The sequence below is a fragment of the Ralstonia insidiosa genome (assembly GCF_008801405.1).
In the GTDB taxonomy this organism is placed as follows: Bacteria; Pseudomonadota; Gammaproteobacteria; order Burkholderiales; family Burkholderiaceae; genus Ralstonia; species Ralstonia insidiosa.
Genome location: NZ_VZPV01000001.1, coordinates 1401645 through 1420185, shown reverse-complemented (window position 1 = coordinate 1420185; position 18541 = coordinate 1401645). Strand labels below are relative to the sequence as shown.

The 18541-nt window shown below is 65.0% G+C and carries 18 protein-coding genes and 1 tRNA gene; 16 read left to right on the top strand and 3 right to left on the bottom strand.

From position 1 onward, the window contains the following. Nucleotides 1-9: 9 nt before the first annotated feature. From F7R11_RS06855 to F7R11_RS06825, 7 genes are all read left to right on the top strand, one after another. On the top strand, nucleotides 10-1512 hold the full coding sequence (locus F7R11_RS06855; RefSeq protein ID WP_064802175.1) for a tripartite tricarboxylate transporter permease: 1503 nt from the start codon (nucleotides 10-12) through the stop codon (nucleotides 1510-1512). A 185-nt stretch (nucleotides 1513-1697) separates the two neighbouring features. Further along, the gene (locus F7R11_RS06850; protein WP_064802173.1) at nucleotides 1698-2708 is read left to right on the top strand and encodes a triacylglycerol lipase; all 1011 of its coding nucleotides are present in this window, start codon (nucleotides 1698-1700) and stop codon (nucleotides 2706-2708) included. A gap of 57 nt (nucleotides 2709-2765) precedes the next feature. Then, the gene (locus F7R11_RS06845) at nucleotides 2766-3830 is read left to right on the top strand and encodes a lipase secretion chaperone (RefSeq protein ID WP_064806200.1); all 1065 of its coding nucleotides are present in this window, start codon (nucleotides 2766-2768) and stop codon (nucleotides 3828-3830) included. Nucleotides 3831-3894: 64 nt separating this feature from the next. Continuing rightward, nucleotides 3895-5637 carry a glutamine--tRNA ligase/YqeY domain fusion protein gene (locus F7R11_RS06840; RefSeq protein ID WP_064802171.1) on the top strand — a complete coding sequence of 581 codons (1743 nt, stop codon included), beginning with the start codon at nucleotides 3895-3897 and terminating at the stop codon, nucleotides 5635-5637. Between the two features lie 55 nt (nucleotides 5638-5692). Then, nucleotides 5693-6256, top strand: a complete 564-nt coding sequence (locus F7R11_RS06835; RefSeq protein ID WP_064802169.1) for a YceI family protein — start codon at nucleotides 5693-5695, stop codon at nucleotides 6254-6256. A gap of 32 nt (nucleotides 6257-6288) precedes the next feature. Continuing rightward, nucleotides 6289-6510 (top strand): RNA-binding S4 domain-containing protein, encoded by a 222-nt coding sequence (locus F7R11_RS06830; RefSeq protein WP_021195183.1) that lies wholly within the window; start codon nucleotides 6289-6291, stop codon nucleotides 6508-6510. Between the two features lie 70 nt (nucleotides 6511-6580). Then, a complete protein-coding gene (locus tag F7R11_RS06825; RefSeq protein ID WP_021195184.1) occupies nucleotides 6581-6964 on the top strand; it encodes an MAPEG family protein in 384 nt (127 codons plus the stop codon). Between the two features lie 55 nt (nucleotides 6965-7019). Here F7R11_RS06825 and F7R11_RS06820 read toward each other — a convergent pair whose 3' ends face one another. After that, nucleotides 7020-8351 (bottom strand): DUF3999 domain-containing protein, encoded by a 1332-nt coding sequence (locus F7R11_RS06820; RefSeq protein ID WP_064802167.1) that lies wholly within the window; start codon nucleotides 8349-8351, stop codon nucleotides 7020-7022. Further along, nucleotides 8348-11194 (bottom strand): DUF2339 domain-containing protein, encoded by a 2847-nt coding sequence (locus F7R11_RS06815; RefSeq protein ID WP_064802165.1) that lies wholly within the window; start codon nucleotides 11192-11194, stop codon nucleotides 8348-8350. The genes F7R11_RS06820 and F7R11_RS06815 overlap by 4 nt, the downstream gene beginning before the upstream one ends. Before the next feature lie 204 nt (nucleotides 11195-11398). Between F7R11_RS06815 and F7R11_RS06810 the strand changes: the two genes are divergently transcribed. The 5 genes from F7R11_RS06810 (at nucleotide 11399) to F7R11_RS06790 (ending at nucleotide 14144) form a co-directional block, all read left to right on the top strand. After that, nucleotides 11399-11947 (top strand): YaeQ family protein, encoded by a 549-nt coding sequence (locus tag F7R11_RS06810; RefSeq protein WP_048931840.1) that lies wholly within the window; start codon nucleotides 11399-11401, stop codon nucleotides 11945-11947. Nucleotides 11948-11985: 38 nt separating this feature from the next. Then, a complete protein-coding gene (locus tag F7R11_RS06805) occupies nucleotides 11986-12339 on the top strand; it encodes an FKBP-type peptidyl-prolyl cis-trans isomerase (protein ID WP_021195188.1) in 354 nt (117 codons plus the stop codon). Nucleotides 12340-12403: 64 nt separating this feature from the next. Then, nucleotides 12404-12479: transfer RNA gene (locus F7R11_RS06800), tRNA-Cys, on the top strand. 136 nt (nucleotides 12480-12615) lie between these two features. Next, nucleotides 12616-13344 (top strand): gamma-glutamylcyclotransferase, encoded by a 729-nt coding sequence (locus F7R11_RS06795; protein WP_021195189.1) that lies wholly within the window; start codon nucleotides 12616-12618, stop codon nucleotides 13342-13344. A gap of 11 nt (nucleotides 13345-13355) precedes the next feature. After that, nucleotides 13356-14144 (top strand): ankyrin repeat domain-containing protein, encoded by a 789-nt coding sequence (locus tag F7R11_RS06790; protein WP_064802164.1) that lies wholly within the window; start codon nucleotides 13356-13358, stop codon nucleotides 14142-14144. 39 nt (nucleotides 14145-14183) lie between these two features. Here F7R11_RS06790 and F7R11_RS06785 read toward each other — a convergent pair whose 3' ends face one another. Further along, nucleotides 14184-15890 (bottom strand): long-chain fatty acid--CoA ligase, encoded by a 1707-nt coding sequence (locus F7R11_RS06785; RefSeq protein ID WP_064802162.1) that lies wholly within the window; start codon nucleotides 15888-15890, stop codon nucleotides 14184-14186. 199 nt (nucleotides 15891-16089) lie between these two features. On the opposite strand from F7R11_RS06785, the gene trxA reads away from it, so the two are divergent. The 4 genes from trxA (at nucleotide 16090) to F7R11_RS06765 (ending at nucleotide 18539) form a co-directional block, all read left to right on the top strand. Next, the gene (gene trxA, locus F7R11_RS06780) at nucleotides 16090-16935 is read left to right on the top strand and encodes a thioredoxin (RefSeq protein ID WP_064802160.1); all 846 of its coding nucleotides are present in this window, start codon (nucleotides 16090-16092) and stop codon (nucleotides 16933-16935) included. Between the two features lie 2 nt (nucleotides 16936-16937). Next, the gene (locus tag F7R11_RS06775) at nucleotides 16938-17603 is read left to right on the top strand and encodes a DsbA family protein (protein WP_064802158.1); all 666 of its coding nucleotides are present in this window, start codon (nucleotides 16938-16940) and stop codon (nucleotides 17601-17603) included. 94 nt (nucleotides 17604-17697) lie between these two features. After that, nucleotides 17698-18114 carry a bacteriohemerythrin gene (locus F7R11_RS06770; protein ID WP_064802156.1) on the top strand — a complete coding sequence of 139 codons (417 nt, stop codon included), beginning with the start codon at nucleotides 17698-17700 and terminating at the stop codon, nucleotides 18112-18114. Nucleotides 18115-18215: 101 nt separating this feature from the next. After that, nucleotides 18216-18539 carry a thioredoxin family protein gene (locus F7R11_RS06765; RefSeq protein ID WP_064802154.1) on the top strand — a complete coding sequence of 108 codons (324 nt, stop codon included), beginning with the start codon at nucleotides 18216-18218 and terminating at the stop codon, nucleotides 18537-18539. The last annotated feature ends 2 nt before the right edge of the window (nucleotides 18540-18541 follow it).

Below are 18541 nucleotides of genomic sequence, written 5' to 3'. Positions count from 1 at the left end.
GCACGCGACATGGATCTCTTCGCCAATCTCGCGCTCGGCTTCTCCACTGCGCTGTCGCTCCAGAACCTGATCTACGCCTTTATCGGCTGCGTGCTCGGTACGTTGATCGGCGTGCTGCCGGGGCTCGGCCCCATCGCCACGATTGCGATGCTGCTGCCGGCCACGTACGCGCTGCCGCCGGTGGCCGCGCTCATCATGCTGGCAGGCATCTATTACGGCGCGCAGTACGGCGGCTCCACCACCGCCATCCTCGTTAACCTGCCGGGCGAATCGTCGTCGGTGGTGACCACCATTGACGGCTACCAGATGGCGCGGCGCGGGCGAGCCGGCGTTGCGCTGGCCACGGCCGGCCTCGGTTCGTTCTTTGCCGGCTGCGTGGCCACGCTGGTGCTAGCTGCATTTGCCACGCCGCTGTCGGAATTCGCCTTCAACTTCGGCCCGGCGGAATACTTCTCGCTGATGGTGCTGGGGCTGATCGGCGCCGTGGTGCTGGCTTCAGGCTCGCTCATCAAGGCCCTCGCGATGATCGTGCTGGGCCTGCTGCTGGGGCTGGTGGGCACAGACGTGAACTCCGGCACCGCGCGCTATTCGTTCGATGTGCCGGAGCTGGCCGACGGGTTGAACTTCGTTTCGGTGGCGATGGGCGTGTTCGGCTTCTCCGAGATCATCGCCAACCTGGAGCAGAAAGAGCACCGCGAGACCTTTGTCGACCACGTGCGCAACCTGTGGCCCAGCCGCGAGGACTTCAAGCGCATGATCCCGGCCGTGCTGCGCGGCACGGCGCTGGGCTCGGTGCTCGGCATCCTGCCCGGCGGCGGTGCGACGCTGGCATCGTTCGCGTCGTACTCGCTGGAGAAGAAGACCTCGAAGTATTCGCACGAGTTCGGCAAGGGTGCCATCGAGGGCGTTGCGGGCCCGGAATCGGCCAACAATGCGGCGGCGCAGACATCCTTCATCCCGCTGCTCACGCTGGGCATTCCGCCCAACGCGGTGATGGCGCTGATGGTGGGTGCGATGACCATCCACAACATCCAGCCCGGCCCGCAGGTGATGACCAGCAACCCCGCGCTGTTCTGGGGCCTGATCGCCTCGATGTGGATCGGCAACCTGATGCTGATCGTGCTGAACCTGCCGATGATCGGCGTGTGGGTGCGCCTGTTGAAAGTGCCCTACCGCTTCCTGTATCCGGCCATTCTGGTGTTCTGCTGCATTGGCGTGTACTCGGTCTCGAACACCACGTTCGACATCTTCCAGACAGCGGTCTTCGGGCTGATCGGTTACCTGCTCCTGAAGCTGCGTTGCGAGCCCGCGCCAATGCTGCTCGGCTTCGTGCTCGGGCCCATGATGGAGGAGAACTTCCGGCGCGCACTGCTGCTCTCGCGTGGAGATTTCTCCACCTTCGTCACCAAGCCGCTGTCGCTGGGGCTGCTGATTGCTGCGGCGGCCCTGGTACTGCTGGTGGTGCTGCCCGTCATCCGCCGCAAACGCGAGGAAGCGTTTCAAGAAGAGTAGCGGCGTTGCTGCATCGCATCCTAAAGAACCGGAGGCTCGCCCTCCGGTTTTTGCTTGCGCACGCGGCGGCGCAGCATTAGAGCCAATCTTCCAATTCAGTTGACGCTGGAATGCGCACTTCGGATAACGGAGGGCGATCGACCCGCAGAGGTCGACCACCCATCCATCATTCAGGAGACAACCGAATGTTGCAGACGCCCCTGCTCCATACTGTGTACAAATCAGTGCGCGGCATCTTGCGCACGCACACCGCAGCCGCCGCTTTGACCACGGCCCTGGCTGCATCCGCCCTCACGCTTACCGTCGCCGCACCGGCCCATGCGGCAAGCACGTACGCCGCCACGCAATACCCGATCGTGTTGGTGCACGGCCTCTCGGGCACCAGCAAGTTCCTCGGCGTGGTGGATTACTGGTACCAGATCCCCGAAGACCTGCGTGCCAACGGCGCCAACGTCTACGTGGCCGATGTCTCCGCCTTCAACGATGAAACGGTGCGCGGCGAGCAACTGCTCAGCCAGATCCGCACCGTGCTGGCCACCACGGGCGCGGCCAAGGTCAACCTCATCGGCCATAGCCAGGGCGGCCTGACCTCGCGCTATGCGGCCGCCGTGGCACCCAACCTGGTGGCGTCCGTCACCACGATCGGCACACCGCACAAGGGTTCGGAGTTTGCGGACTTTGTCGAGAGCACGCCGGCACCTTTCAAGGCGCTGGTGAACCTGGGCGCGGACGTGTTCGGCTCGGTGCTCGGCTGGTTCAACGGCAACAGCAATCCGCAGAATGGCTTTGCAGCGCTGCATATCCTCTCGACCGCGGGCGCGGCGGATTTCAACAAAACCTTCCCGAGCGCGGGCCTGGCCAGCGGCTGCAACACCGGCAGCGCGACCGATGTGCGCAACGGCAACGTGCAAAAGCTGTATTCGTGGACGGGACGCTCGACGGCCACCAACATCCTCGACCTGTTCGACCCGGTGCTGGTCTTCAGCGGCGGGGTCATGCGGGCGCGCGGCTCAGGCACCAACGACGGGCTGGTCTCGATCTGCAGCGCCAAGTTCGGACAGGTGCTGTCGACCGACTATGCTTGGAATCACCTTGACGAGGTCAACCAGCTGCTCGGCCTGATCGGCTGGGGTGCGGCGGATCCGGTTGCGGTGATCCGCACGCAGGCCAATCGGTTGAAGACGGCCGGGCTGTAATCCGTCGCCACCTATCGCCATGCATTGCCGCTTATTGCCACCAACGCGCACATCGTCATGAAGGGCAAATCACAACCCGTGCAATCCATGCAGCCGACAACATTCATCGGCGCCGTGTTGGTGGCAACTGCCGTTGCGGGGGGGGTCTACTGGTGGCATGCCACCGGTGAAGCGCCCCCAGCCGCCGAGCAACCGCAGGCGGTGCCCCGCTCTGGCGCCTACATCGGCAGCATCAAGAGCGACGAGACAACTGCCGCGGCCAAACCCACCGAATTGGCCGACACACAGGTGCCCGACGGCCTGCGTGTGGACGCAAGTGGCCACCTCATCCTCGAACCCGCCAACCGCGCAGTGTTCGACTACTTCCTCGACGTGCCCGCGTCGCTGCCTGAAGCGCAGCGCATTGCGATGGCAGAGGCGCATATGCACGCCAAGCTGGTCAGCCCCGCGCTATCGGAGGCGCAATCGCTGCTGCAGCGCTATCTCACCTACCGCAAGGCGCTGGCCGGGCAAGGCGATACCGGCCGCAGCAAGCCAAGCCTTGAACAGGTTCAGCAGCAGCCCGAGATCATTGCCACGCTGCGGCAACAAATCGGCGCCCGGGCCGCGCTGCGCCGTCAATACCTGGGCACGGATGTCGCCCAGGCCTGGTACGGCGACGAAGATGCGCTGGACAGCGCCGCGCTCGACCGCCTGGCCGTGATGGCCGACCCCTCGCTCACCCCCGAGCAACGCGCCGCCAAGCTCGCAGCCATCGAGGCCAACCTGCCAGCCGCCCTGCGAGAAGCCCGCCGCAATGCCTCCGCGCCGGTCAAGCTCGCAAACGACATGGATTCCTGGACCAAGGACGGCCTGAGCGAGGCACAGATCCGCCAGCGGCTGGCCGCCCAGGGCATCGACGGCATCGTGGCGGATCGCCTGGTGCAGGCCAGCCGCGAAGAAGCCGTCTGGCGCGGCCGTTACGACGCCTACGCCCAGCAGCGCGACCGCATCAACAGCTTCCCCGGCCTGTCAGATGCCGACCGCGCCGCTCAGCTCACCCAACTGCGCCAGCAGGCCTTTCCCGCCCCGAATGAGGCGTTGCGTGCACAAGCATTGGATGGCGTAGCGCAACGGAAATAAGGGACAACCCGGCAGAGTGCCCCGGGCACGGTAAAATCACGGGATTGCCGAATCACGCATTCCCATGAGCCAAGACAACGCCAATGGGGCGGCCGCCGCCCCCACGTCCAACTTCCTGCGCCAAATCATTGATGGCGACCTGACGCAAGGCACCTATGCCGGCCGCAAGGACACCAAGGGCCAGGCCCTTCCGCCGGTCATCACGCGCTTTCCGCCGGAGCCCAACGGTTACCTGCACATCGGTCACGCCAAGAGCATCTGGGTGAACTTCGGCCTGGCCAAGGACTACCAAGGCCGCTGCCACCTGCGCTTTGACGACACCAACCCCGTCAAGGAAGACACCGAATACGTCGACTCCATCATCGACGCGGTGCACTGGCTCGGCTACTCGTGGGAAAACGGCACCGGCACGCACCTGTACTACGCCAGCGACTATTTCGAACAGCTCTACGGCTTTGCCGAAGTGCTGATCCAGCGCGGCGCCGCCTACGTCGACAGCCAAAGCGCTGAGCAGATTGCCGCCAACCGTGGCGACTTCACTCGCCCGGGCACGCCGTCGCCGTTCCGCGACCGCTCGGTGGACGAGAACCTTGCGCTGTTCCGCGACATGCGCGCCGGCAAGTACAAGGATGGCGAACTCGTCCTGCGCGCCAAGATCGACATGGCTGCGCCCAACATCGTGATGCGCGATCCGGTGCTGTACCGCATCCGCCATGCTCATCACCATCGCACGGGCGACGCCTGGTGCATCTACCCGATGTACGACTTCACGCATTGCATTTCCGATGCGCTGGAGAACATCACGCATTCGCTGTGCACGCTGGAGTTCGAGAACAACCGCCCGCTGTACGACTGGGTGCTCGACCACCTGCGTGACGCCGGCGCCCTGCCCGCACCGCTGCCGCATCAGTACGAGTTCGCGCGCCTGCACCTGACCTACGCCATCACCAGCAAGCGCAAGCTGCTGCAACTGGTGACGGAAAAGCGCGTCGACGGCTGGGACGACCCGCGCATGCCGACGCTGGTGGGTATCCGCCGCCGCGGTTACACGCCGGAATCGATCCAATTGTTCTGCGAACGCGTAGGCGTCTCCAAGGCCGATAGCTGGATCGACATGAGCATCCTGGAAGGCTCCGTGCGCGACGACCTCGATGCGCGCGCGCCGCGCTCGGTGGGCGTGCTGGACCCGGTCAAGCTGATCCTCGACAACGTGCCGGCAGATTTCAACGAGCCATGCTCGGCGCCCGTTCACCCGAAGCAGCCTGAACTCGGCCGCCGCGAATTCCCGCTCACGCGTGAGCTGTGGATTGAGCGCGAAGACTTTACGGAAACGCCGCCCAAGGGCTACTTCCGCCTGTTCCCGGGCAACAAGGTGCGCCTGCGTTACGGCTACGTGATCGAATGCACCGGCTGCGATAAGGACGCCGACGACAACATCACCGCCGTGCACGCCAACATCATTCCGGACACCAAGAGTGGCACGCCGGGTGCTGACAGCGTGAAGGTGAAGGGCAACATCCATTGGGTGAGCGCCGCACACGCGCTGGAAGCTGAAGTGCGCCTGTACGACCGCCTGTTCAGCGACCCGCAGCCGGACTCGGGCGACAAGAACTTCCTGGATGCGCTCAACCCGGACTCGAAGAAGATCGTCACGGCCTACCTGGAGCCGACGCTGGCAACCGCCAAGCCGGAAGACCGCTTCCAGTTCGAGCGCCATGGCTACTTCGTGGCTGACCGTATCGACTCGCAACCGGGCAAGCCCGTGTTCAACCGCGTGGTCGGCCTGAAGGACAGCTGGGGCAAGTAAAGATCGGGGCAAAGGCAGGCCCATGCCTGCGTGGGCCTCTGCACAAGGAGGCAACATGCGTGCATGGTTTCTGATGCTGACAGGGGTGCTATGCACCTCTGCCTTTGCCGCGCCGTTCACGCCAGACCTGGCGCATACGTCGGTGGTCTTCGGCACGTCGCACTTCGATCGGTCTACGGTGCGTGGCCGCTTCGACAAGATCGACGGCGCCATCGACTTTGACGAGGCGACCAACCAAGGCGGTATCGATTTCACCATCGACGCTGCCTCCGTCAGTACGCGTCTGCCGGTGCTGGATGGTGTGCTGAAATCCGAGCAGTTTCTGGATGCCGCGCAGTTTCCGATCATCCGCCTGCGCAGCGATCGCTTTGTCGTACAGGACGGCAAGCTCGTCGCCATCGAAGGCAAGCTGACGCTGCGGGGAGTGACCCAACCGGTGCGATTAGATGTGCGCCGCTTCAACTGCGGCGACATGAAGCTGGCCGGCACCACACGCCACGTCTGCGGTGGCGATTTTCACCTCGCCATCGCCCGCAGCGCCTTCGGCATGACGCGGTTCCTGCCCGACGTGGGCGACCGCGTCGACCTCGACATCAGCGTGGAAGCCACCCCGCAATAAGTGACGCAATTCGCCACGCCATCCTTTCTGTTATGCCCAACATCGATTTCGCTCTGAACACCGAATACATCGAGCTGCACAAGCTGCTCAAGCTGACCGGCGTGGTCGACAGCGGCGGCGCCGGCAAGGCGGTCGTTGCCGATGGCGGTGTCACCGTCGACGGCCAGCCGGAATCGCGCAAGACCGCCAAGATCCGCGCGGGCCAGGTGGTCATGCTGGGTGACATCCGCATCGCCGTGCACGAGGCCGACTAGCACTTCTGGTGTTTGAAAACGCCGCCTGTGCTACGGTGCGGCACCTTCACAACTGTCCAGGAGACTGACCATGCCGATCGCCCTCTGGTGCGTTCTGGTGGCGGCGGTATTGCCGATCGTGTGCGTTGGCATTGCCAAAGCCAGCGGCCCGCGTTATGACAACCGCAACCCGCGCGCATGGCTCGCGCAGCAAACCGGTGTGGCAGGCCGCGCCGGTGCTGCGCAGCAAAACCACTTTGAAGCGTTTCCGTTCTTTGCGGTGGCCGTGCTGGTGGCTATCCTGGGCGGCGGCATGATCGACCGCGTCAACCTGCTCGCCATCGCATTCGTCGTGGCGCGCGTGCTGTACACGATCTGCTATCTGGCCGACTGGGCGGCATTGCGCTCGCTGATGTGGTTTACAGGCGTTGGCCTGTGCGTAGCGCTGTTTGTACAACCTGCCTTCGCGCACTGACGCTCCCATCTGCACGCAATAAAAAACGGCGCCTCGGTGGCGCCGTTTTACTTGGCTACTGCGATGCCCCTGGCGGCGTCGCCGACGTGCGGAACAACCGCCACGCCATGCCGCCCAGCACAACCACCGCTGCAACGAGCGCGCCCCACAGTACCCACTGACGCGTCCTGCCGCCAGGGGGCTCGGCCGTCATCGCATCGGAAGGCGAATCACTCATCGCCCCCAGCTGTGCAGGTGCAATTGCAGGCGAAGCACCCGCCAGCAGATCCGCCCGAGCGATTGGGTTGCCACGCGCCACCTCCCCTACCGCCACCACAAACGGCACGTTGCCGCGCGCCGCGTAGGTGACAGTGGCTGGACGCCAGCCGATCGCCAATTGCGGCGCGCCCGAACCCAAGCCGCCGCTGCGTGTGTCGACCTGCAGGCGCCAGTAACGCTCGCCGGTGGCTGGCACGCTGATCGCCGCGTTCTCCTGTTCGCCCTGCCCGCCAGCACCGGCCAGGCGGAACAGCCGTGTCGACGTGACCGGCCGCCACTGCGCCTGCGCATCCGCACGCGCATACAGCGTAGCCTGCACGACGGTATTGGCCTGCGGTAGGTGAATCTTCACGCGTTCCACCGGGAACGCACCGCCGGTATCGAACTGGTAGTCACCGGCGGCAGGTGTCTGCACCGGTGCCAGCCCCGTGCGCCACTGGATGGCGCTGTCCGCCGGCAACGGCGACGCACCGGCCGCCAGTTCCGCGCGCACGCTCTCAGGCACGGGCGGCTTGCCCTGCCACATCAGCCGCAGATATTTCGCGCGCAGCCCAGTGAACTCGATGCGATCCTGCACCAGCGTGCTGCCCTGGTTGGACAGACGGAACAGCGTCGCCTGGCCCACCGGGTTCCAGTGCTGCAGGTCGTCGCTGGTCTGCACGGTCACACCACTCTGAAATTCGGCAGCGGGCAAACCGACGACCAGCGCCGTCAGCGTGTCGTGCAACTGGCTCAGGTCGACCAGCCACGCGCGTGCCGATTCCTGCGCTGGCGGCGTACCGGTAGCACGCAACACGCCATCGGCGCCGAGCACGACACCAGCGGCCCCCGGCTTCTGCGCTTCGTCGATGGGCGTGGCAAACCAGCGCACATCCTGCAACGTGCGCGCCTGTGGCGCCGGATCGCGCGGAATCTCGATGGTGAACGGCACAGGCTCGCCGTCGCCATTGAGAACGCGCAGGTCGGTCAGGCCGCTGTCGCCGATGCTGCGCGCGTGGGCATACACGTCTTCGCTGAGCGTGACAGCGTAGTACGGCGCGCCGGGCGTGCCGGTCAGCGCGAAACGCTCGGCCCAGGCCGGCGCAGACAGCAGCGACGCCACGGCAATCGCAACAACAACCTTCTTCACACAACCTCCTTGGCCTCGGCGTCACCCGGCGTTTTGCCCTTGGGCGGCAGCGGCGACAGATAGCCGATCAACAGCAGCAACACGCCAATGCCGATGAACGAAACGATGCGCTCCACCCCCGTCACACGCGACAGGTCGAACAGGAACAGCTTGATCACCGTCACACCGAGCAGTGCCGCGCCGGTAAACCACAACGCACGACTGACGCGCCGCGTGGCAAACACCATCACGCCCAGCGCCAGCACCGTCCAGAACATCGACAACGACGCCTGCACCAGCATCGAGTCCCCCAGGTCGTCCAACGTGTACGGAATATGCGCCCAGTGGTGCAGCGTGCGCAGCAGTACCGCATTGGCCCAGATGAACAGCGTGGCGCCGACCGCGTAACCGATCACCATCGGCTCGGGCACGAGCTTCTGCAATGCCACGCGGCGCATCCACAGCGTGATGGCCAGGAAAACCAGCAACTGCGCCACATCCAGCGGATTGAGGATGGGCAGATAGAACAGCGGCGCGGCATCGCCGTTGCTGGCAGCGCTGACCACGCTCCACAGCCACAGCAGTGCAGCCAGTGGCGCAGCGCCCCACAGCAGATAGGCACGTTCGAAGCGGGCGATCGGCCAGCGGATGCGCCAGCCTGCGCCGGCCAGCAAGGCGAGCAATGCGCCGTAGCCATAGGCCCAGGCGGCAAAGCTCCATGTGCCTTCCGGCACGTAGGCGTCCAGGCGCCAGTAGCCCTCGGTGGCCAACATGCCGCAGATCAACCAAAACAGCACCGTATGCAGCGGCGCGAGGATGGCATCCCCAACATCGCGCTGCTGACGGCGCAGTAGCACGAAGGCCAACACGATCGATGCAATCCACACCGCCCCACCCCAGCTGGCCAGCGGCGACGGCGCCCAGTGTTCGATCGCCAACAATGCGATCAACGCAAGCGCGGGCGACAACGCCAGCGCAGGCCACTCCGCCAGCGCCCAGTCGAGCTTGCGGCGCAGGCCGTGCGCACCCCATGCGCTCAGCGCGGCAAAGGCGGCGTAGAGCGGAATGTCCGGCCGATCGACCGCCTTGGTGCCAAGGCGCCATGCATAGCGGTCGATCTCATCGCCGCCACTGCCAAGCCACCACAGCAAGCCCCACACCGACGCAGCCATGCCGAGCGCAGGTGCCACCTTCAGCCAATCGCGCGCCTCGGCCTTGCCGTGCAGGCGCCAGCCGCTGAAGATGCCCGCCGCCGCGATCAACACCCCGCCGATGTAGTGGCTGTTGAGCACCGGCCATTGCAGCGACGCCGACCACTCGAACAGCATTCCCAATACAAAGGCCACACCCGCCGCCAGTTGCAGCAACAAGCCGGCCGCCAGTGCCAGGCGACGCTTCTGGCGCACGCTGGCCCACACCACAGCGGCGCCTTCCACCGCCCAGACCGCACTGGTCGTGCGCCCATCGAAGGCCAGCGGAATCGCCAGCGTGATGAAGATCACGCCCAGCGCGAACATCGATTCAAACAGCAGCCCCAGGCGCGCACGCTTGCCCGCCAGCCACGCGGCAATGCCCAGATAGAACGCCGCCAGCGCTGCGGCACTCCACGCCATCGCAAACGGAATGTGGTGCACCAGCGCGGCCTGCAGGCCCATCGCCACCAGCGGTGTGCCGAACACCAGCGTGCCGTCTACGTAATGCTTGAGGCTGACTTGGCGGCGCAGCGCGTACAGCAGCGCAATGCCCACATACATCAGGAAGAACAAGATCAGGAACGGCTCGGTGCTCTTGAGCAGTGACGGTTCATAGCGCAGCGCACCCCAAGCCGTGGCAATGCCAAAGGTGAACACGAAGCCCAGCAGATTCAGCGCGCGCCATGCACGGAACCAGGCGATGGTGAAGATGCCCGCGTTCAGCAGCGCGTAGTAGCTAAACAGCGCCACATGGCTGCCCTGCCCCGTCGAAATCAGGATCGGCGCCAGGAAACCACCCGCGCTGCCGGTAAAGGCCAACGCCGGTGCGTTCTGCTTGACGGCCAACCCCGCTGCCAACGCACAGATCAGCACCAGCAGCGGAAACGCCATCCCCGGCGTCAGTAACGGCACCATGCGTGTTGCCGCAAAGACAGTCAGGTACAGCACCCCGACCCCGCCGCCCTGCAACACCAGCGCATAGCCGGGGCGCTTGTCGCGCAGGCGCCAGCCAATACCCAGAAGCACGATCGCCCCGACCGCCACACCCGCAAGGCGGAACTCGACCGGCAACAGGCTGTTGTCAGCCGCGTACTTGAGCAGAAAGGCCACGCCAAAGAACAGGATCAGGATGCCGACCCGCACCACGCTGTTGCCGCCCAGCAGCCAGTCGCGTGCAGCGCCAACCGCGCGTTCCACCCAATCGGGTTCGTGGGGAATCAGCGTGGGTTGAGCAACAGGCGGAGCAACCGGCACCGGCTGCGACACTGCAGGTACCTCCACCGGTGGCAACGATTCGGCCACGATAGGCTCCGGCACCGCTTCCGGCACGGGCGCCACCGTGGGCTCGACGGCCCCCGGCACTTCTGGCACTTCCGGCACTGGCGTTGCGAACGACTGCCCCTTCATCTCCGCGATCTGGCGGCGCAGCAGCGCCACCTCGTGCTCCAACCGCGTCACGCGCTCATTGATCGGCACGGCCAGCGGCACCTGCGCCGGTGCATTGCCCTGGGGGACATCCGGCGTCTTGGCCCATTGCGAACTGGCCCGCTTGTCCATGACCAGGATCAGCGAAGCTAACCCGACGCCGATCAGCGCGCCAAAAAACGCGCCAACCACACCCCCTGAGAAGGCCCCGAACACCAGGCCCACGATTCCGAAAATCCAACGCATCGTTCTGATTGTCCTGTTGGTATTGGAAAATGCGCGCGCATTCCCTGCGCCCTGGGCAACCCGACACCTGCCCAAGATGCACGCACCGCTTGCGTATACCGCAATCCGGCCCCGAATGGAATCGATCAAGTCTCAGAATGCTATGAGGATCGTGTCATCAAGCCGTGCGACAATGCGCGCTTTGCTGAAAAACCCGCTGTCCGAATGGCCCTCAAATCCACGATCTACAAGGTCGATCTACAGATCGCCGACATGGATCGCCACTACTACGGCAACCACGCGCTGACCGTCGCCCGCCACCCGAGCGAGAACGACGAGCGCATGATGGTGCGCGTGCTCGCCTTTGCGCGCCACGCCAGTGAAACGCTCGCCTTCACGCGCGGCCTGTCCGAACCCGATGAACCCGAACTCTGGCAACGCGACCTGACCGACGCCATCGAGCTCTGGATCGACCTCGGCAACCCCGACGACACCCGGGTGCGCAAGGCCAGCAACCGCGCCGAGCAGGTCGCTGTGTATACGTATAGCGGCAATGCCAGCCGTGTGTGGTGGCAACAGATCGAAACCAAGGTGGCCCGCTTTGCCAACCTGTCGGTCTACGAAGTGGCACCCGACACCGTGGCGGCACTGGCCGGCATGGTGGAACGCACCATGCGTCTGCAGGTCACCATCCAGGATGGCGACATCTGGATCGCCAACGACGCGGACAACGTCCACGTCCAGCTTGAAACGCTCAAGGCCGCGCAAGCCTGAGTTTGTCTCCCACCCCGTCATTACCCACGAGGCTCACCATGACCATCGAAACCACTGCAAGCGGTCTGCAATATGAAGACGTCGTCGTCGGCGACGGCGCTGAGGCCACGGCTGGCAAGCATGTCACCGTGCATTACACCGGCTGGCTGTACGACAACGGCCAGGCTGGCAAGAAGTTCGACTCCAGCAAGGACCGCAACGACCCGTTCGCTTTCCCGCTGGGCGCCGGCCACGTCATCAAGGGCTGGGACGAAGGCGTGCAAGGCATGAAGGTCGGGGGCAAGCGCAATCTGATCATCCCGGCAAGCCTCGGCTACGGTGCACGTGGCGCCGGCGGCGTGATCCCCCCGAACGCAACATTGCTTTTCGAAGTTGAACTGCTGAACGTCTGATCCTGCGATAGAATCCGCACCCGGCTTGCGATGCATCACACGACGCATCGCAACCGCCTCCCCCGGCGGGGTGGCAGAGTGGTCAATGCTGCGGCTTGCAAAGCCGTATAAGACGGTTCAATTCCGTTCCCCCGCCTCCAGTTTTCCGGCCTCGACATCGTTACCGTTGCGGCCGCGCCATAGTCAAACGTTCCCCAAGCCTCGCAACGCCCTGTTTCCGGGCCATCGGCTGTCCACTCGCGTGACCACTCGTAACGATTGCTCTATGCTTGCGACATGGCCGTCACCCGAGAGGATCTCGAACAGAACCGGTTGCGCGCCGCCCTGGGTGATTCACCCGTCGCGTCGTCGTTGCTAACCGAGGCTGCGCTGGAAGCGTCGCTTGCATCGACGCTCGCGCGGTTGTCGAGTTCGCCCTGCGAATGCCAGGACGCCTGGGTGTTCGGTTACGGCTCCCTCATCTGGAACCCCATGATCTTCCACACCGAAGCGGCGCCCGCCACGGTGCATGGATACCACCGCGGCTTCTACCTCTATTCCCGCATCAACCGCGGCACCTGGGACAACCCGGGGCTGGTGCTCGGCCTGGACCGTGGCGGCAGTTGCCGGGGCGTGGCCTTCCGTGTGCCGCGCGACCATGCCGAGCACGAATTCCGCGTGCTGTGGCGCCGCGAAATGCTGACCGGCGCCTACCAGCCGCGCTGGCTGCCCACCGAGATCAACGGCAAACGCGTCTTCGCACTCGCCTTTGTCATGAACCGTGCGCATGAAGCCTATGCCGGCCGCCTGCCCGATGAGCGCGTAGTCGGCTGCCTGCGCGATGCGGTGGGCCTGTATGGGCCGGCACGTGAATATCTGCAACGCACGCTGATCGGCCTGGCCAGCAACGGGCTGCACGATCCGTATCTGGACCGCCTGTGGACACGCCTGCAAGCCATGGACGCCGCCAACGCGCCCGTCGCCGGCGAGCCTGCAGAGCAGCCCGACCCTTACCTCAGCGCCTGAGCCCGCCTGCCATGCTCCTTGCCCGCCATCCCGCGCTCAACCAGCTGATCGGCGTCATGCTGGGGCTCGCGCTGGCAGTGGGCGACATGGCCAACGCCTGGCAGGAGCAGCATCTGCCGACGCTGCACGTGGCTGCCAGTACGAGCACCAAAGCCACGCCCGGTGCCGCGCCCGCCACGCGCCCAGCCCATCGCAGCGACCCTGCCACGCGTGACCGGGACCTGATTGCCGCCGCCCAAACCGGCAACACGATGGCCATCCAAGCGCTGTTGGCCGACGGCGCCAGCCTCAAGGCGCGCGACGCCGACGGCCGCACCGCGCTCATCGCCGCTGTGTCTGCACACATGGGTGCGGCGGCCCGTCTGCTCATCCAGGCCGGCGCCGACGTCAACGTGCAGGACAATGCCCAGAACAGCGCCTTCCTGCTCGCCGCGAGCCAGGGCGATGCGGAAACCGTACGTCTGGCGCTCTCGCACGGTGCCAACCTGCGCGCCACCAACGCCGAGGGCGACACCGCGCTGATCCCGGCTGCACGCCGTGGCTATGTGGAAGTGGTGAATGAACTGGCGAAAGCCGGTGTACCGCCCGATGCCACCAACAACCTGGGCCTGACGGCGCTGATCGAAGCCGTGGCCATGGGTGATGGCAGCGACAAGTACGAAAAGATCGTGCAGCTCCTGCTCGACGCCGGCGCCGATCCGAACATGCCCGACCGGGCCGGCGTCACGCCGATGCGGCATGCGCGCCAGCGCGGCTTCCACGGTATCGGCGCGTTGCTGTTCAAGGCACGCGGGCATTGAAAAAGGGGCCACTCGGGCCCCTTCTTCCGCTTCTTCGACTCAGGCTACCGCCGGTTTCTCGGCCGCCGCGTTCTTCGCGTTTTCCTGCTCCTGCAGCGTGCGCCACATCACCTTGCCTGTGCCGGACTTGGGCAACGCATCGACAAACTCCACCACACGCGGGTACTTGTACGCGGCCATGTTGTCGCGCGCCCAGTTGATGATGTCGTCTTCCGTGGTCTTGCCCTTGGCATGCGCCTTGAGCACCACCACCGCCTTGACCGACTCGCCGCGATACGCATCCCGCGTACCGATGATGCAGGCCTCCTGCACATCCGGATGCTTGTACAGCAGGCTTTCCACCTCGGCCGGCCAGACCTTGAAGCCCGAGGCGTTGATCATGCGCTTCAAGCGGTCTGTGAGGAAGAAATAGCCGTCTTCATCCATCTTGCCCAAGTCGCCCGTGCGGAAAAAGGTCTTGCCCTCGAACTCGATGAAGACTTCGGCAGTGGCCTGCGGCTTGCCCCAGTAGCCGAGGAAGACCTGCGGGCCGCTGACGATGATCTCGCCCACCTCGCCAATCGGCAACTCCTGCAACGTCTGCGGATCGACGATGCGTGCATCGGTGTTGAACACGGGAATGCCCAGGCACTGCTGCTTGGCCCGGTCGGCCGGATTGCTGTGCGTGGGCGCGATGGTTTCCGACAGGCCGTAGCCTTCCTGGTACGCCAGGTTGAAATCCTTCAGCAGGCGCTCGGCCACGGCCTGAGGCATCGCCGCGCCGCCGCCGCCGATATAGGCGAGGCTCGACAGGTCGAACTCCGCCAGCTGGGGGCTCGCCAGGAAGTCGATCACCATGGTCGGGATGTTCGTCCAGTGCGTGATCTTGTAGCGCGAGATCAACCGCCCCGCCACTTCGCGATCCCAGCGCGGCAGCATCACCACCGTGGAGCCCATGTAGATCGGCGCGTTCATCCCGTACTGCATGCCCGTCACGTGGAACAGCGGGATGATCGACAGGCTCACGCCCTCCTTCGTCCCATTCGACCACATCGAACCGCCGACGATGTTGTGCATCACCGTGCGGTGCGGGTGCATGCAGCCCTTCGGGAACCCGGTGGTGCCCGACGTGTAAGGCATCACGGCCAAGTCGTCCGGCCCGGCGGTGTGCGGGCCCGGCACGAGGCGCTGGGCGATCACATCGTTCCAGGCAACGGCGCCCGGCTGCGGCGGATGCTCGGCCGTGATCCACGCGGGCGGTGCATCTTCGGGGTATTCGTAGGTGGCCGGCAGCGCGTCAGCGTAGGACGTGACCAGCAGATGCTTCGTGCGTTGCGCTTCCGGCAGCTCGGCGTTGGAGGTCGTCACGTTGACGGCCAGATCGGCGCTGCAGATGACCGTGGCGGCGCCCGCATCGGTGATGTAGTGCTTGAACTCTTCCGGCCGGTTCATCGGGTTGACCGGCACGACCACCGCATCGGCACGCAGGATGCCGTAGTACGCGGCCATGAACTGCGGGCAGTTCTGCATGTACAGCAACACACGATCGCCCTTCTGCACGCCGGCCACCTGCTGCAGCCAGCCGGCCACGGCCACCGCATCGTCATGCAGCTCGCGGAAGGTGGTGTGGCGACCGTAGAAGATGATCGCGTCCTTGTCCGGATAGCGTCGCGCAGACACTTCCAGGTTGTACCAAAGGCTGGTTTGGGGCGACGTGATGTTGTGCGGCATACGTCGGGGCCAGAACTGGAAGTGCGGTCGTGTCATGCCATGTCTCCGAGAATCTGTGTGTTGTTTTTACCGGATGGTATCCGAACGATCGTTCTATTTTCAACCGTTGTCAGGACAGCCATTTTTAAGAACGCAAAAAACAGCCTGGAAGCGGCCCCAGGCACCCCCAAGTAGAATGCTCGACACACCGCCGGCAAACGCTGCCGGCCGCACTTTTCCCAGGAGAATCCCGCCGATGAGCGACGTCACCTCGCAAAGTTTCGCGCAGGAAGTGATCGAAACATCTCGCCAAGTCCCGGTACTGGTCGATTTCTGGGCGCCGTGGTGCGGGCCCTGCCGCACGCTGGGCCCGATGCTGGAAAAGCTCGAAGCCGAATACGCCGGCAAGTGGAAGCTCGCCAAGGTCAATTCGGATGAGAACCCCGAGCTGTCGGCGCACTTCAACGTGCGCAGCATTCCGTACGTGGTCGCCTTTGTGGACGGCAAGCCGGTCGACCAGTTTGTCGGCGTGCTGTCCGAAGGGCAGTTGCGCGGGTTTCTCGACCGCGTGATCCCGCAGCCGGCCGACGTGGCCTACCGCGAAGGGCTGGCCGCGCGCCAGGCCGGCGAGATCGCCCATGCACGCGAGGCGTTCCAGAATGCGTTGGCGTTCGACCCCGGCTTCGATGCGGCACGCTTTGAGCTGGTCAGCCTGCTGCTCGACAGCGGGGACGTGCGCGCCGCGCAGGGAGAGTTCGAGTTGCTCTCGCCCAAGGCGCCGCAGGACGCGCGCTACGGCCCGCTGCAAACGCGCCTGAAGGCCACGGAACGCGCCGATGCGCTGCCCGATGCCAACGCGCTGCGCCTGCGCATCGAGAGCGAACCGGACAACCTGCAGGCCCGCCTGGACCTGGCCGAGCAGTACATCGCGCAGCAGAACTACGAAGCCGCGCTTGAACAACTGATTGCCATCGTCGAGCGCGACCGCACCTTCCGCGACGACATTGCGCGCAAGACCATGGTGTCGGTGTTCGACATGATGTGCGATGCGCCGCAGGCGGTGTCGCACTGGCGCCGCCAGCTGGCCTCCAAACTGAACTGACCATGCGCCTCATCTACGTTGCTGATCCGATGTGCTCGTGGTGCTACGGTTTCGGCCCGCAGCTTGCCGATTTGCGTAAGCGGCTGGGCGAGCTGCTTGGCGCACCGGTGCCGGTCACGCTCATCACCGGTGGACTCCGCCCCGGCCAGCGCGAGCCCATGGCGGCCGACAAGCGCGACGAGATCCTCCACCACTGGCACGCCGTGGCCGAGCGCAGCGGCATGCCCTTCGACCAGTCGCCTGAGGTGGCCATGCGTCGCGATGGTTTCGTCTACGACACCGAGCCCGCCTGCCGCGTCGCGGTGCTGGCTCGCGAGCATTGGGGTGAAGACGACGAACGCGTGCTCACCCTCTTCCATGCCGTCCAGCATGCCTTTTATGCCGAAGGCCGTGACACGACGCAGGCCGGCGTGCTGCGCGAAGTCGCCATCGCCAACGGCATCGACGCCGCGCATTTCGATGCCGTGTTCGATACCGACGCGCTGCGCGAAGAAACACGCGAAGACTTCCGCCTCTCGCGCCGCTGGGGCATCAACGGCTTCCCGAGTCTGCTGGCCGAGCAGAACGGCACGCTGTACCAGATCGGACGCGGCTATGCGCCATCGGTAGCGCTGTATGCGCGGGCGGTGGAAGTGATGCAGCAGCATCCCGCGGCAGACGCTGAATAAGCGGCCCGACCCGGCGATTTGCCCGGCGTCAAACCAGACCACAAAGGCCGTCGCGTAAGCTGACGGCCTTGTCCATCCTGCCTATCCACCCACCATGCCCGTGATCGAATGGTCTGAGGCGCTCCAGCTTGGAGACGCCGCCACCGACGCCAACCACGCCGAGTTCTGCGCGCTGCTCAACACCGTGGCCGACGCGTCGGACGCCGACTTCATCGCCGCACTCGACGCCTTCATCGCGCATACCGAAGTCCACTTCGGCGAAGAAAATACCTGGATGGACGCAGCGGAGTTTCCTCCGCGCCATTGCCATCGCGGCGAGCACGACAACGTGCTGGCGCTGTGCCGTGAAGTGCGCAAGCGTGCCGCTGCGGGCGAGATGGAACTGGGGCGCCGTCTGGTGGCGGAGCTGCCCGAGTGGTTTGCCCAGCACGTGGATGTGATGGACCGCATGATGACGACGTATCTCGCACAAATGGGCAACCCGATGGGCACCATCGAGCACGCTGGCTGAACACGGGTTGTCGATCGGGTTCTGCCTGCCTAGAGTCAGAGTGGCCCGGCTCGCGCGCCCTTGCTGCGCGGGGGCCTCCCCACCCCGACGAAGGAGTGCCCATGAAGATCGTCAACGATGCTTCGTTTCAATCAGACGTGATCGACGCCTCGCAAAGCAAGCCCGTGGTGGTGTGCTTTGCCGCCGAGTGGAGCCACCCCAGCCAGTGTGCGGTGGCCAGCCTGGAAAAGATGGAGTCGAGCTACGCCGGGCGCGCCACGTTCGTCACCATGGACTTTGACGAGAACGAAGGCACCGCAGCCAAGTACGGCGTATCGGTCATGCCAGCGTTTGTGCTGTTCACCAACAGCCAGCCGCGCAGCGGATGGTCGGGGCGCTACGCGGATCAGATCCAGGAAAAACTGGACCAGCTCCTGCCCCACTAGGC

Coding starts and splice junctions, on each gene's coding strand:
- F7R11_RS06810 (WP_048931840.1), top strand. CDS start 11,399: ATGGCCCTCAAATCCACGATCTACAAGGTCGATCTACAGATCGCCGAC.
- F7R11_RS06815 (WP_064802165.1), bottom strand. CDS start 11,194: ATGCGTTGGATTTTCGGAATCGTGGGCCTGGTGTTCGGGGCCTTCTCA.
- trxA (WP_064802160.1), top strand. CDS start 16,090: ATGAGCGACGTCACCTCGCAAAGTTTCGCGCAGGAAGTGATCGAAACA.
- F7R11_RS06770 (WP_064802156.1), top strand. CDS start 17,698: ATGCCCGTGATCGAATGGTCTGAGGCGCTCCAGCTTGGAGACGCCGCC.
- F7R11_RS06845 (WP_064806200.1), top strand. CDS start 2,766: ATGAAGGGCAAATCACAACCCGTGCAATCCATGCAGCCGACAACATTC.
- F7R11_RS06830 (WP_021195183.1), top strand. CDS start 6,289: ATGCCCAACATCGATTTCGCTCTGAACACCGAATACATCGAGCTGCAC.
- F7R11_RS06795 (WP_021195189.1), top strand. CDS start 12,616: ATGGCCGTCACCCGAGAGGATCTCGAACAGAACCGGTTGCGCGCCGCC.
- F7R11_RS06765 (WP_064802154.1), top strand. CDS start 18,216: ATGAAGATCGTCAACGATGCTTCGTTTCAATCAGACGTGATCGACGCC.
- F7R11_RS06775 (WP_064802158.1), top strand. CDS start 16,938: ATGCGCCTCATCTACGTTGCTGATCCGATGTGCTCGTGGTGCTACGGT.
- F7R11_RS06850 (WP_064802173.1), top strand. CDS start 1,698: ATGTTGCAGACGCCCCTGCTCCATACTGTGTACAAATCAGTGCGCGGC.
- F7R11_RS06835 (WP_064802169.1), top strand. CDS start 5,693: ATGCGTGCATGGTTTCTGATGCTGACAGGGGTGCTATGCACCTCTGCC.
- F7R11_RS06790 (WP_064802164.1), top strand. CDS start 13,356: ATGCTCCTTGCCCGCCATCCCGCGCTCAACCAGCTGATCGGCGTCATG.
- F7R11_RS06805 (WP_021195188.1), top strand. CDS start 11,986: ATGACCATCGAAACCACTGCAAGCGGTCTGCAATATGAAGACGTCGTC.
- F7R11_RS06840 (WP_064802171.1), top strand. CDS start 3,895: ATGAGCCAAGACAACGCCAATGGGGCGGCCGCCGCCCCCACGTCCAAC.
- F7R11_RS06855 (WP_064802175.1), top strand. CDS start 10: ATGGATCTCTTCGCCAATCTCGCGCTCGGCTTCTCCACTGCGCTGTCG.
- F7R11_RS06785 (WP_064802162.1), bottom strand. CDS start 15,890: ATGACACGACCGCACTTCCAGTTCTGGCCCCGACGTATGCCGCACAAC.
- F7R11_RS06825 (WP_021195184.1), top strand. CDS start 6,581: ATGCCGATCGCCCTCTGGTGCGTTCTGGTGGCGGCGGTATTGCCGATC.